This window comes from Streptomyces bugieae, assembly GCF_036352915.1.
In the GTDB taxonomy this organism is placed as follows: domain Bacteria; phylum Actinomycetota; class Actinomycetes; order Streptomycetales; family Streptomycetaceae; genus Streptomyces; species Streptomyces endophytica.
On record NZ_JAZBJP010000070.1, the window covers coordinates 1 to 12,488 of the forward strand.

General features: G+C 73.8%; 7 protein-coding genes. 5 read left to right on the plus strand and 2 right to left on the minus strand.

Annotation, left to right across the window (positions count from 1 at the left end; translation table 11 throughout):
• Positions 1-82 precede the first annotated feature (82 nt).
• Entirely contained in the window at positions 83-1,309 is a 1,227-nt protein-coding gene (locus V2J85_RS40030) for an MFS transporter (protein ID WP_261951870.1), read from the plus strand.
• Between the two features lie 51 nt (positions 1,310-1,360).
• Here V2J85_RS40030 and V2J85_RS40035 read toward each other — a convergent pair whose 3' ends face one another.
• Both V2J85_RS40035 and V2J85_RS40040 read right to left on the minus strand, forming a co-directional pair.
• Complete coding sequence (locus V2J85_RS40035; protein WP_261951871.1) at positions 1,361-3,115, minus strand: NAD+ synthase; 1,755 nt, start codon at positions 3,113-3,115, stop codon at positions 1,361-1,363.
• A gap of 156 nt (positions 3,116-3,271) precedes the next feature.
• Entirely contained in the window at positions 3,272-5,284 is a 2,013-nt protein-coding gene (locus V2J85_RS40040; protein WP_330824327.1) for a multicopper oxidase domain-containing protein, read from the minus strand.
• Positions 5,285-5,751: 467 nt separating this feature from the next.
• Here V2J85_RS40040 and V2J85_RS40045 point away from each other — a divergent pair, with 467 nt between their 5' ends.
• The 4 genes from V2J85_RS40045 (at position 5,752) to V2J85_RS40060 (ending at position 12,328) form a co-directional block, all read left to right on the plus strand.
• Positions 5,752-6,627 (plus strand): DUF998 domain-containing protein, encoded by an 876-nt coding sequence (locus V2J85_RS40045; protein ID WP_330824329.1) that lies wholly within the window; start codon positions 5,752-5,754, stop codon positions 6,625-6,627.
• A complete protein-coding gene (locus tag V2J85_RS40050) occupies positions 6,624-7,511 on the plus strand; it encodes an alpha/beta fold hydrolase (RefSeq protein WP_261951873.1) in 888 nt (295 codons plus the stop codon). Before V2J85_RS40045 ends, V2J85_RS40050 begins: the two co-directional genes overlap by 4 nt.
• 356 nt (positions 7,512-7,867) lie before the next feature.
• Positions 7,868-9,229 (plus strand): type I glutamate--ammonia ligase, encoded by a 1,362-nt coding sequence (glnA, locus tag V2J85_RS40055; protein ID WP_261951874.1) that lies wholly within the window; start codon positions 7,868-7,870, stop codon positions 9,227-9,229.
• A 27-nt stretch (positions 9,230-9,256) separates the two neighbouring features.
• Positions 9,257-12,328 (plus strand): bifunctional [glutamine synthetase] adenylyltransferase/[glutamine synthetase]-adenylyl-L-tyrosine phosphorylase, encoded by a 3,072-nt coding sequence (locus V2J85_RS40060; protein WP_330824328.1) that lies wholly within the window; start codon positions 9,257-9,259, stop codon positions 12,326-12,328.
• The last annotated feature ends 160 nt before the right edge of the window (positions 12,329-12,488 follow it).

Genomic DNA, 12,488 nt, shown 5'->3' on the forward strand with positions numbered 1-12,488 from the left:
ACGATCGCCTGTGACGCGCTGGGTGCCACGCACGTCCACGTCTCCGCTCGCACGTACGGAACGCGTCCCCGAAAGGTTTTCCATGCCCTTGGCTCTGCTCGCACTCGCGATCTCGGCCTTCGGTATCGGCACCACGGAATTCGTGATGATGGGCCTGCTGCCCAACGTCGCGGACGACCTGGGCACCTCGGTGCCCACCGCCGGCTACCTCGTCTCCGCCTACGCCCTCGGTGTCGTCATCGGCGCCCCGCTGCTGACCGCCCTCGGGTCCCGCATCCCCCGCAAGCGGATGCTCGTCCTGCTCATGGCGGTCTTCACGGTCGGCAACCTGGCCTCCGCCCTCGCCCCGAACTTCGGGCTGCTGATCGCCGGGCGGCTGCTGGCCGGCCTCCCGCACGGCGCCTTCTTCGGCGTCGGCGCGGTGGTCGCCGCCCGGCTCGTCCGCGAGGGCCGCCAGGCCCGCGCGGTCGCCACCATGTTCCTCGGCCTGACCATCGCCAACATCGTCGGCGTGCCCGCCGCCACCCTGCTCGGCCAGCGGCTCGGCTGGCGCGCCACCTTCCTCATCGTGGCCGCCATCGGACTGGTCGCCATGGCCTCGCTGGCCCGGCTGATCCCGCCGCTGCCCGTCGAGGAACGCGCCGGCCTGGGTCGCGAACTGCGCGCCCTCGGCAACCGCCAGGTGCTCCTCGGCCTGCTGACCACGGTCTTCGGCTTCGCCGGCATCTTCGCCGTCTACAGCTACCTCGCATCGATGATGACCGAGGTCACCGGCCTCGCCGAGGGCTCGGTCCCGCTCGTGCTCGCGCTCTTCGGCATCGGCATGACCCTCGGCGCGCTCGCCGCCGGCCCGCTCACCGACCGCGCGCTGCGCCCCACCCTCTACGGCTCGCTGGCGGCGCTGGCCCTGGTCCTGGCGGCCCTGCACTTCACCGCCCCGGTGGCGTGGGCCGCCATGGTCACCGTCGTCCTGGTCGGCGCGATCGGCTTCCTGACCACCACGCCCCTGCAGATGCTGGTCATGAACAAGGCCCACCAGGCACCCACCCTGGCCGCCGCCTCCAACCAGTCCGCCTTCAACCTCGCCAACGCGGGCGGCGCCTGGGTCGGCGGGCTGGCCCTCTCGGCCGGCTGGGGCTGGACCTCCCCGGCCCTGGTCGGCGCCGTCCTGGCCGCCCTCGGCCTGGCCGTCGCGGTGACCGCCGGCCTGCTGGACCGGGCCCCGCACGACCCCTCGCGCATCGTGGCCCGCAGCGACGACGCCCCGGCACCGGCCGAGGCAGGCGCCCGGACCGGCGGCGGGTCGTAACCGGCCGGCACCTCGTATCCGGTCGGCGCGGACCGGCCGCCGCGAGGGCCCTCAGCGGCCCTCGCGCCAGTGGTTGGTGATCGGCAGCCGGCGGTCCTTGCCGAAGCCCTTCGCGGAGATCTTGGGGCCCGGCGGGTACTGCCGGCGCTTGTACTCGGCGTGGTCGACCATCCGCAGCACGCGGGTGACCAGCGCGGCGTCGTAGCCCTGGGCGACGATGTCGGCGTGGCCGCGGTCCCGGTCGACGTAGAGCTCCAGGATCCCGTCCAGGACGTCGTAGTCGGGCAGCGAATCGGTGTCGACCTGACCGGGGCGGAGCTCCGCGCTCGGCGGCTTGGTGAGGGTGTGCTCCGGGATCGGCGGGGTCTGGCCGCGGTCCGCGGCGGCCTGGTTGCGCCAGCGGGCCAGCTCGTAGACCACGGACTTGTAGACGTCCTTGATGGGACCGTAGCCGCCCACCGAGTCGCCGTAGAGCGTCGAATAGCCGCATGCCAGCTCGGACTTGTTGCCGGGGGCGAGGACCAGGTGGCCCTCCTGGTTGGAGATCCCCATCAGGGTCGTCCCGCGCAGCCGCGACTGGAGGTTCTCCTCCGCGAGACCGGTGAGACCGAGCGAGTCCATGTAGGCGTCGAACATCGGCCCGATCGGAACGGTACGGAACGCCAGGCCGGTCCGCCGGGCGAGTTCGGCCGCGTCGGTGAGCGAGTGCTCGGAGGAGTAGCGCGAGGGCATCGCCACCGCGTGGACGTGCGCGGCACCCAGCGCGTCACAGGCGATCGTGGCGACGAGCGCCGAGTCGATGCCCCCGGAGAGACCGACCACGACACTGCGGAAGCCGTTCTTGGCGACGTACGCGCGCAGGCCGACGACCAGCGCGGTGTAGATCTCCTCCAGGTCGACGAGGCGTTCGGCCTGCCCGCCGGGGCTCTCCGGCGGGTACGCCGGCAGCGGGTCGGCGGAGAGCACGAGGTGGTCGACGCGCAGCCCGTCGTCCAGGACGCCCGCCGGCGGCTCCGGCGCCGCCGCGGGCAGGTCCAGGTCGACCAGCACACAGCCCTCCGCGAACTGCGGCGCCCGCGCGATCACCCCGCCGTCCTTGTCCACCACGATCGAGTCGCCGTCGAAGACCAGCTCGTCCTGGGCGCCGATCATGGCGAGGTAGGCCGTGGCGCAGCCGGCCTCCTGCGCCCGCTTGCTGACCAGTTCCAGACGGGTGTCGTCCTTGTCCCGCTCGTACGGCGAGGCGTTGATGGACAGCAGCAGCCCGGCCCCCGCGCTGCGGGTCGCCGGCACCCGGCCGCCGTCCTGCCACAGGTCCTCGCAGATGGCCAGCGCGATGTCGATGCCGTGCAGCCGGACGACGGGCAGCGTGTCGCCGGGCACGAAGTAGCGGAACTCGTCGAAGACGCCGTAGTTCGGCAGGTGGTGCTTGGCGAAGGAGAGCGCGACCGTGCCGCGGTGCAGCACCGCGGCGGCGTTCTGCGGGGCGCCGGCCGGGCGTCCGTAGCGCGGCCGGTCCTGCTCGCAGCGGTCGAGGTAGCCGACCACGACGGGGAGTTCGCCCAGGCCCTCGTCGGCCAGCCGGCCGGCCAGTGTCCGCAGCGCGGCCCGGCTCGCCTCGACGAACGACGGGCGCAGCGCGAGGTCCTCGACGGGATAGCCGGTGAGCGCCATCTCGGGGAACGCGACGAGATGGGCGCCCTGGTCGGCGGAGTGCCGGGTCCAGCGCAGGATCGTCTCGGCGTTCTGCGCGAGGTCGCCGACGCAGGAATCGATCTGATTGAGGGCGAGGCGGAGTTGAGGCACTCCGCCAGTGTAATCGTCTTTCTGACGCGATGTGGGGCGGGAGGGCGGGAGAAGGCGGCGCGGGGGCGGGAGAAGGCGGTGTGGGAGGCGCGGGAGAGGCGGAAGGGGAGAGCCGGGCCGGCGTCCGGGGGAGGGCGCCGGCCGCCCGTCCGATCCCTACGAGCGGTAGCCCAGGATCGTCATCATCCCCGACTCCGAGTGGTAGATGTTGTGGCAGTGGACCATCCACAGCCCCGGGTTGTCGGCGTCGAAATCGACCGCGTGCTGCCGCCCCGGCAGCACGATCGTGGTGTCCTTCCGGGGCCCGCCGTGCGGCAGCGCGAAGGTGTGCCCGTGCAGGTGCATCGGGTGCCACATCCGGGTGTGGTTGCGGAAGACGATCCGCACCCGCTCACCGGACCGCACGGGATAGCGCTGGTACGGGGAGTAAGGCCGGCCGTTGATCGCCCAGTTGTACCGGGCCATGTTGCCGGTGAGGGTCATGTCGATGACCCGGTCGGGGCGGCGCGCGGAGAGCAGTACGGACTCGGCCGCCTTGAGGCGGTCCGCGGTCATCAGCTTGCCGCGCAGCTCCCCGGGCCGGTCGGACGGACCGGGCGCGGCGCCGCTCGCGGTCCGCAGCACCGCCAGCGCGGAACGGTTCCGCTTGCCCTCGGCGAGCGCGGTCAGCGGGAAGGCGCCGTCCTTGGCGGTCACCAGGACGTCGTAGCGCTCGCCCACGCCGAGCAGCAGCGTGTCCGTCTTGGCGTGCCGTACGGGGTAGCCGTCGGTGTGGGTCACGGTCATCCGGTGGCCGCCGAGCGCGACCCGGTACGACGTGTCCCCGCCCGCGTTGATGATCCGGATCCGGATCCGGTCGCCCGGCCGGGCGCGGAAGGTGTGCGGATGCCCGGCGGTACGGCCGTTGATGAGGTGGAGCGGATGGTCCACCGAGCCCGGGTTGCCCCAGAGCCGCCGCCGGCCGAACGGCCGCCGCGGCGAGCCGTGACCGTGGCCGTGGTCGCCCTTGCCGTGCCCGTGCCGGTGTCCATGTCCGCCGTGCCCGTCGTGCTCGTCGTGACCGTGCCCGTGCCGGGTGGCGGTCCCGCCGCCGCCCTTCCCGTCGTCGCCCATGTCCATGTTCATGCCCATGCCGCCCATGTGGCCCATGCCCCCGCCGTGCCGGCCCGCGCGCTTCAGGAATCCGGCCAGGAGTGCGTCCGGGGTGTGGCCGTCGATCCCGTCGAGCCAGTCGTCGATCAGGACGACCCACTCCCGGTCGTACGAGAGCGGCTCCCGGGGGTCCTCGACGATCAGCGGCGCGTACAGCCCGCGGTCCAGCTGCACGCCGACGTGCGGGTGCAGCCAGTGCGTGCCGGGGTCGGTGACGGTGAAGCGGTAGTCGAAGGAGCCGCCGGGCCGGACGGCCCGCTGGGTGAGGTCCGGGACGCCGTCCATGTCGTTGCGCACGTGCAGGCCGTGCCAGTGGACGGTGGTGGACTGCGGCAGGTGGTTGTGGAGGGTCAGTGCGATCCGCTCGCCCGCGGTGACCCGGATCTCCTTGCCCGGCAGCTCGTCGCCGTACGCCCAGGTCCTGACGGTCCGGCCGCCGCCCAGTTCGAGCCGGGTCGGGGCGGCGGTCAGGGTGAAGTGCCGGACGGGTCCCGAGCCGCGCTTGCGCTTGCGCTCGCACTCGGCCACCTCGGGGCCGTCCGGGGCGACATAGCCCCGCGGGGGTCTCCCCTCGGAACCACCGCCGCCGTGGGAGCCGTGCCTGCCATGGGAATCGTGGGAACCGTGCCCGTCATGGTCCCTGTGGGTGCCATGGGGCGCCGGGCTGCCGGCCGCTCCGTGTGAGCCGTGTGAGCCGTGGGAGGTACGCGGGCCGGGGGACTCGTGGGGGCGGCGGGAGGGGTGGGAGCCGTACAGACCTGCCTTGACGTCCGGTCCGGAGCCGGTGTCCGACGTGCCGCAGGCGGCGAGCAGCCCGCTGCCGGCGACCGCGGCCCCGGCACCGAGCAGGGCACGCCGCGAGGGCGTCCGCGGGCCGGCCGGAGGGACGTCACCCGGCGCATCGGACCGGCCTTCCGGCCGGTCTTCCGGCCGTACGTCCGAGGGGCCTTCCGACGGGCGTTCCGACGGGTCACCGGACGGGTCATCGTGCAGGGCAGGGCGCTGCGAATCGCGCATGGAAGAGAGCACCTCGAAACGGTGTCGGTGTGAGCAAGGTCGGCTGCAAGTCGGCTGACGGAGCTTCCGTCGCGGACTCCCGGGGACGTCGGTGGCGGGGCGCGCTACCGGGCGCGCGGCACCGACGTGAGGGCGAGGAGTATGGGGCGCGGTGGCGCGGATATCGGCCACCGGCCGGGCAGCAGACCCGCGCGTATCGTCCCCGTGCACCGCGGCAGCCGGGCGCACCACGCGGCGGCGGCCGTGCCCTGTGCACGCATCGCGGACCTCCCGACGAGGACGGCGGACACCGGAGGGAGCCGCCGGTTGGCACCCTACCCCCGAGGGGTATGACCCTCCACCGGAGCGCCGCCGAACGGGGCGTCGCCCGCCTATCCTTGGCCTTCCCGCCCCACCGGCGGGCCCCGGGCACCTCCGGCGCGGCCGGGGACCCCCGTACGGCCGGCCGGGTCCGCCCGAGCACCTGGATGTCCGTGACCGGTACCCGTCGTCCCGCCGCAGCCGCCGTGCGCCGCCGCCGGGTGGCCGCCGCCGTGCTGCTGCTCGGCGCCGCGGCCTACACCGCGTGGGTCCTGGAGCTGGTGCTCGCCACCGGCCTCGATCCGGTGCGCGCCTACGTCAGCGAACTCGCCGCCGCCGACCAGCCGCTGGGCGGCCTCTTCCGCGCCACGGACCTGACCGCCGGCCTGCTGGTACTGGCCGGCGCACTGACCGCGATGACGGCGACGGCGATGACGACGGCGGCGGGGAGGGCGTCCGTAGTGACGACGTCCGCGGTGACGACGACGGAGGTGACGACGTCCGGGGCGACAGCGCCCCGGGTGACAGCGCCCCGGGTGACGGCGCCCGCGCCGGCGGCCGGCCGGACCGCCAAGGCCGGCTGGGTCGCGCTCGCCGTCTTCGGGGCCGCCACCGCCGTCGACTCCCGGCTCCCGCTGAGCTGCGCCCCCACCAGCGATCCGGTCTGCGCGGCCCGGGAGACCGCGGGCCTGGTGCCGGCCACCCACACCGCGCACGCGGTCAGCAGCACCTGCGCGATGCTCGGCGCCCTCGCCGCGCTGCTCCTGCTGACCGCCGCCGCCCGCCGCCACGACCGCCGGTCGCCGCTCGCCCGTTACGGGCCCTGGCTGGTGCTGGCCGAACTGGCCGCCACGTGCTGGACGCTGGCCTCCGTCGCGGCCTTCTCCGCGGGCCGGGGCACCTGGGCCCTCGGTGCCGGCCAGCGGTTCCAGGTCCTGCTGGTCGCCCTCTACCTGGCGCTGCTCGCACTCCACCTGGCCCGGCCGGACCGGGCGGCCCGCACCGAACCCGTCACCGAGGCGAAGGAGATCCCCCACCGATGAGCAGCCACCGCCTCCCCACCCCCGGCCGGTTCGTGCGCGTCGACGGGGTGCCGCTGCACGTCGTGACGGAGGGCGCAGGACCGCTCTGTGTGCTCAGCGGCGGCCTCGGCATGGCGTGGTTCGACTGGGACGCGGTCGCCGCGCTGCTCGCCCCCTACCGCACCGTCGTCCGCTTCGACCGCCCCGGCCTCGGGCTCAGCGCCCGGGCGCCCGCGCCGCCCACCCTGGCCGCCGAGGCGGACCGGATCGCCCGGCTCCTCGACGCGCTCGGCCACGGCGGCCCGGCCACGATCGTCGGCCACTCCCTCGCCGGGTTCCACGCCGAGGCGTTCGCCCGGCTGCACCCGGACCGCTGCGCCGGAGTCGTCCTCGTCGACGGCAGCATCGAGGAGGACCCGCGGCCCCTGCTGCCGCGGGCGGTGCGGACTGCCTGGGCGGGCGGGGTGGCCGGGGCGCTGTCCGCGGCCGGTCTGCCGCGTGCCCTGGGCCCGGCCGCCCGCCGCCTGGTGGGCCGCGCCTCGACGGTCGGCAGCCACCCGCCGCACCCCTGGGAGCGGGCCGGCTACCGCACCAGCCGGGTCGCCCGGGCCTGCGTCCTGGAGAACGCCACCTACCCCTACCAGGCCGCCGAACTCGCCGCGCTGCGCCGGGCCCGCCCGCTGCCACCCGTCCCGGTGACGGTCCTGGCGGCCTACGACGGCAGCGAGACCGCCGGCCGGCTGCGCTGGCTGGAGCGGCAGCGGGCGCTCGCCGCGGAGCTCGGCGGACGGTTCGCGGTCGCCGCGCCCGCGGGCCACCTGGTGATGGCCGACGTCCCGGAATCCGTGGCCCGCGCGGTCCTGGACCTCACCGACACCGGCCGGGACGCCACCCCGCTCCGGTAGCGGGTGCGCCGGCCCGCCCCGCCCCAGCGCTCCCGTCCCCGCCCGGTCACCGCCCGATCACCACCCGAAACCGTCGGCGACCGGCGGGGAACGCCCCGCTCAACGGCTGGTCAACGGCCCCTCAGGGCGGCTTCAAGACTGGACCAAGCGGCCCGATTGCCGCCGCCGGCTGCGCTGAGCTTGCTCGCTGCGGGAAAGGATGCGGGAAGGAAGCGGAGCGGGGGTTACGGGTCGGCGGTTCTGGTTCAGGCCAAGGGTGCGTAATGTGACGGTAACCCCCTCACGTGATACTGGTTGCCACGCGCGTCGTTCGACGTACGTGGACAGGCCGATTGACCTGCAAGGATTGGTGACCCATGGACAAGCAGCAGGAGTTTGTGCTCCGGACGCTGGAAGAGCGCGACATCCGCTTCGTCCGGCTGTGGTTCACCGATGTGCTCGGATTCCTGAAGTCGGTGGCGGTGGCGCCCGCCGAGCTGGAGCAGGCCTTTGACGAGGGCATCGGTTTCGACGGGTCGGCCATCGAGGGGTTCGCCCGGGTGTACGAATCCGACATGATCGCCAAGCCGGACCCCGGCACCTTCCAGATCCTGCCCTGGCGCGCCGAGGCCCCCGGCACCGCCCGGATGTTCTGCGACATCCTGATGCCGGACGGCTCGCCCTCGTACGCCGACCCCCGGTACGTCCTCAAGCGGATCCTGGCCAAGACCTCCGACCTCGGCTTCACCTTCTACACCCACCCCGAGATCGAGTTCTTCCTGCTCAAGGACAAGCCCGTGGACGGCTCCCGGCCGATCCCCGGCGACTCCTCCGGCTACTTCGACCACACCCCGCAGAACGTCGGCATGGACTTCCGCCGCCAGGCGATCACGATGCTGGAGTCGATGGGCATCTCGGTGGAGTTCAGCCACCACGAGGGCGCCCCCGGCCAGCAGGAGATCGACCTGCGGTACGCCGACGCGCTCTCCACCGCCGACAACATCATGACCTTCCGGCTGGTCATGAAGCAGGTCGCGCTGGAGCAGGGCGTCCAGGCGACGTTCATGCCCAAGCCGTTCTCGGAGTACCCCGGCTCCGGCATGCACACCCACCTCTCCCTCTTCGAGGGCGACCGCAACGCCTTCCACGAATCCGGCGCGGAGTACCAACTCTCCAAGGTGGGCCGCTCGTTCATCGCCGGACTGCTCCAGCACGCCGGCGAGATCTCTGCCGTCACCAACCAGTGGGTGAACTCCTACAAGCGCATCTGGGGCGGCGCCAACCGCACCGCGGGCGCCGGCGGCGAGGCCCCCTCGTACATCTGCTGGGGCCACAACAACCGCTCCGCGCTGATCCGCGTCCCGATGTACAAGCCCGGCAAGATGGGCTCGACCCGGGTCGAGGTCCGCTCGATCGACTCCGGCGCCAACCCCTACCTCACCTACGCCGTCCTGCTCGCCGCCGGCCTCAAGGGCATCGAGGAGGGCTACGAGCTCCCGGCCGGCGCCGACGACGACGTCTGGGCGCTCACTGACTCCGAGCGCCGGGCGATGGGCATCGAGCCGCTGCCGCAGAACCTCGGCGAGGCCATCGAGCTCATGGAGCGCAGCGAACTCGTCGCCGAAACCCTCGGCGAGCACGTCTTCGACTTCTTCCTCCGCAACAAGAAGCAGGAGTGGGAGGAGTACCGCTCGGAGGTCACGGCCTTCGAGCTGCGCAAGATGCTGCCCGTGCTCTGAGCCACCGCGCCCCCGAGAGGCTGGACCATGGCACTACCCGCTCCGCAGGGACGGCGGAGCAGCACGTTCGGCCGGCTGCTGAGACACGGGTTCACCGACCCCTCGGCGGCCGGGGAACTGCTCGACGCCCCCGAACTGGCAGCCGTCCGTGACGACTCGGTCCTCTTGGAGGCGTTCGGCGGCACCGCCGACCCGGACCTGGCCCTGCGGGGTCTGGTCCGGCTGGTGGAGGCGCTGCCGGAGGACGAGCAGCAGGCGCTGCTGAGCACCCTCGTCGCCGCGAAACCGCTGCGCGACCGGCTGCTGGGCGTGCTGGGCGCCTCCGAGGCGCTCGCCGACCACCTCGTTCGCCACCCCGGCGACTGGCGGTCGCTGGTCACCTACGAGTCCGCCGATCTGCACCCGACCACCCCCGAGTTCGAGCAGGCGCTCGCCGAGGGCATCTGGGGCGAGCAGGGCGCCGACCGGCCCCGCGCCGACGCGCTGCGCGCCGCCTACCGCCGGGCCCTCCTCGGCATCGCCGCCCGCGACGTGTGCGGCACGACCGACGTCGCCGAGGCCGCGGCGGAACTCGCCGACCTGGCCACCGCCACCGTCCGCGCCGCCCTGCAGATCTCCTACGAAGAGGCGCCCGGCGACGCCGCGGTGTGCCGGCTGGCCGTCATCGGCATGGGCAAGTGCGGCGGCCGGGAGCTGAACTACGTCTCCGACGTCGACGTCATCTTCGTCGCCGAGGCCAAGGACGGCGTCGACGAGGCCAAGGCACTGCAGGCCGCGACCCGGATCGCCGCCCGGATGATGCGGCTGTGCTCGGACAACACCGTCGAGGGCACGATCTGGCCGGTCGACGCCAACCTGCGCCCCGAGGGCCGCAACGGCCCGCTGGTACGCACCCTCAGCAGCCACCTCGCCTACTACCAGCGCTGGGCCAAGACCTGGGAGTTCCAGGCCCTGCTCAAGGCCCGCCCGATGGCCGGCGACCTCGGCCTGGGCCAGGAGTACGTCGACGCGCTCGCCCCGATGGTGTGGGAGGTGGCCGAGCGGGACAACTTCGTCTCCGACGTCCGCCAGATGCGCCGCCGGGTCGTCGAGAACATCCCCGCGGCGCAGGTCGAACGCGAACTCAAGCTCGGCCCCGGCGGTCTGCGCGACGTCGAATTCGCCGTCCAGCTCCTGCAGTTGGTGCACGGCCGCAGCGACGCCACCCTCCGCAGCGCCACCACCCTGGACGCCCTGGCCGCGCTCGCGGCCGGCGGCTACGTGGGACGTCAGGACGCCGCCGCCCTGGACGCCGCCTACCGCTTCCTGCGCACCCTCGAACACCGCATCCAGCTGATCCGCCTGCGCCGCACCCACCTGATGCCCGAGGACGAGGCCGAACTGCGCCGCCTGGCACGGTCGTTGGGACTGCGGACCGAGCCGGTTGACACCCTCCGCAGGGAGTGGAGGTGGCACGCCAGGGAAGTGCGCCGACTGCATGAGAAGCTCTTCTACCGCCCCCTGCTCGATGCCGTCGCCCATCTGGAGCCCGGCGAGGCCCGGCTGTCGGCCAAGGCCGCCGGTCACCGCCTCGAAGCGCTCGGCTACGCCGACCCGGTGGCCGCGCTGCGCCACCTGGAGGCGCTGGCGTCCGGCGTGACCCGCAAGGCCGCCATCCAGCGGACCCTGCTCCCGGTGCTGCTCGCCTGGTTCGCGGACTCCGCCGACCCGGACGCCGGACTGCTCAACTTCCGCAAGGTCTCCGACGCGCTCGGCAAGACCCCCTGGTACCTCCGGCTGCTGCGCGACGAGGGCGCGGCCGCCGAGAACCTCGCCCGGGTGCTGTCGGCCGGCCGGCTCGCCCCCGACCTGCTCCTGCGCGCCCCCGAGGCGGTCGCCCTGCTCGGCGCCCCCGACGGCCTGCAGTCACGGAGCCGCGCCGCCCTGGAACAGGAGGTGCTGGCCGCGGTCGGCCGCGCGGACGGTGCGGAGGCGGCGGTCGCGGCGGCCCGCGGGGTGCGCCGCCGGGAGATGTTCCGCACCGCCGCGTCCGACGTGATCGGCGCGTACGGCACGGAGTTCAGCCCCGCCGACACCGACCACGGCCACTCCGTCGACGCGGTCGGCTCCGCGCTCTCCGACCTCAACGCCGCCACCCTCGCCGGTGCGCTGCGCGCCGCGGTCCGCGCGCAGTGGGGCGACACCCTGCCCACCCGCTTCGCGGTGATCGGCATGGGCCGCTTCGGCGGCCACGAGCTGAGCTACGGCTCGGACGCCGACGTCCTCTTCGTCCACGAACCCCGCGAGGGCGCCGACGAACAGGAGGCCGCGAAGGCCGCCCACGCGGTCGCCAACGAAATGCGCCGGCTGCTCCAACTCCCGTCCTCCGACCCGCCGTTGCTCATCGACGCGGACCTCCGCCCGGAGGGCCGCAGCGGCCCGCTGGTGCGCACCCTCGCCTCGTACGCGGCGTACTACCGGCGCTGGTCGCTGGTGTGGGAGGCCCAGGCACTGCTGCGCGCCGAACCGGTCGCCGGCGACGCCGACCTCGGGGAGCGGTTCATCGAGCTGGTCGACCCGCTGCGCTACCCGGCCGAGGGCCTGGGCGACGAGGCGGTGCGCGAGATCCGCAAGCTCAAGGCCCGGATGGAGTCCGAACGGCTGCCCCGCGGCGCGGACCCGACCACCCACGCCAAGCTGGGCCGCGGCGGCCTGAGCGACGTCGAGTGGACCGTCCAACTGCTCCAGATGCAGCACGGCTGGGAGATCCCCGGCCTGCGCACCACCCGCACCCGCGAGGCGCTGTCCGCCGCACACGCGGCCGGGCTGATCTCCACCGAGGACGCCCAGATACTGGACGAGGCGTGGGTGCTGGCGGCGCGGGTCCGCAACGCGGTGATGCTCGTCCGCGGCCGTCCCGGCGACACGTTCCCGGTCGACGGCCGGGAACTGGCCGCGGTCGGCCGCTACCTCGGCTACGAGGACGGCCTCAGCCGCCGCCCCTCCGAAAACAGCCGCGGCAACGAGGCCTCCGGCCGCAGCGGCGAGATGATCGACGACTACCGCCGGATCACACGACGGGCGCGCAGCGTCGTCGAGCGCGTGTTTTATGGCGCCTGACCACGCTTTACGGTGCCTCCCACGTACCCGTCTGTCCCGCCGCGGGTCGTCTCGCCGTTGCGCCTGCGGCGGGCTGGGTGGTTTGTGGGTGCGGTGACGGGCCTCCGGGGCCGGTTGTGTGGACTGCTGACGCTTTACGTCCACACAACCGGCCCCTCCG

Coding starts and splice junctions, on each gene's coding strand:
- V2J85_RS40030 (WP_261951870.1), top strand. CDS start 83: ATGCCCTTGGCTCTGCTCGCACTCGCGATCTCGGCCTTCGGTATCGGC.
- V2J85_RS40040 (WP_330824327.1), bottom strand. CDS start 5,284: ATGCGCGATTCGCAGCGCCCTGCCCTGCACGATGACCCGTCCGGTGAC.
- V2J85_RS40045 (WP_330824329.1), top strand. CDS start 5,752: ATGTCCGTGACCGGTACCCGTCGTCCCGCCGCAGCCGCCGTGCGCCGC.
- V2J85_RS40050 (WP_261951873.1), top strand. CDS start 6,624: ATGAGCAGCCACCGCCTCCCCACCCCCGGCCGGTTCGTGCGCGTCGAC.
- glnA (WP_261951874.1), top strand. CDS start 7,868: ATGGACAAGCAGCAGGAGTTTGTGCTCCGGACGCTGGAAGAGCGCGAC.
- V2J85_RS40060 (WP_330824328.1), top strand. CDS start 9,257: ATGGCACTACCCGCTCCGCAGGGACGGCGGAGCAGCACGTTCGGCCGG.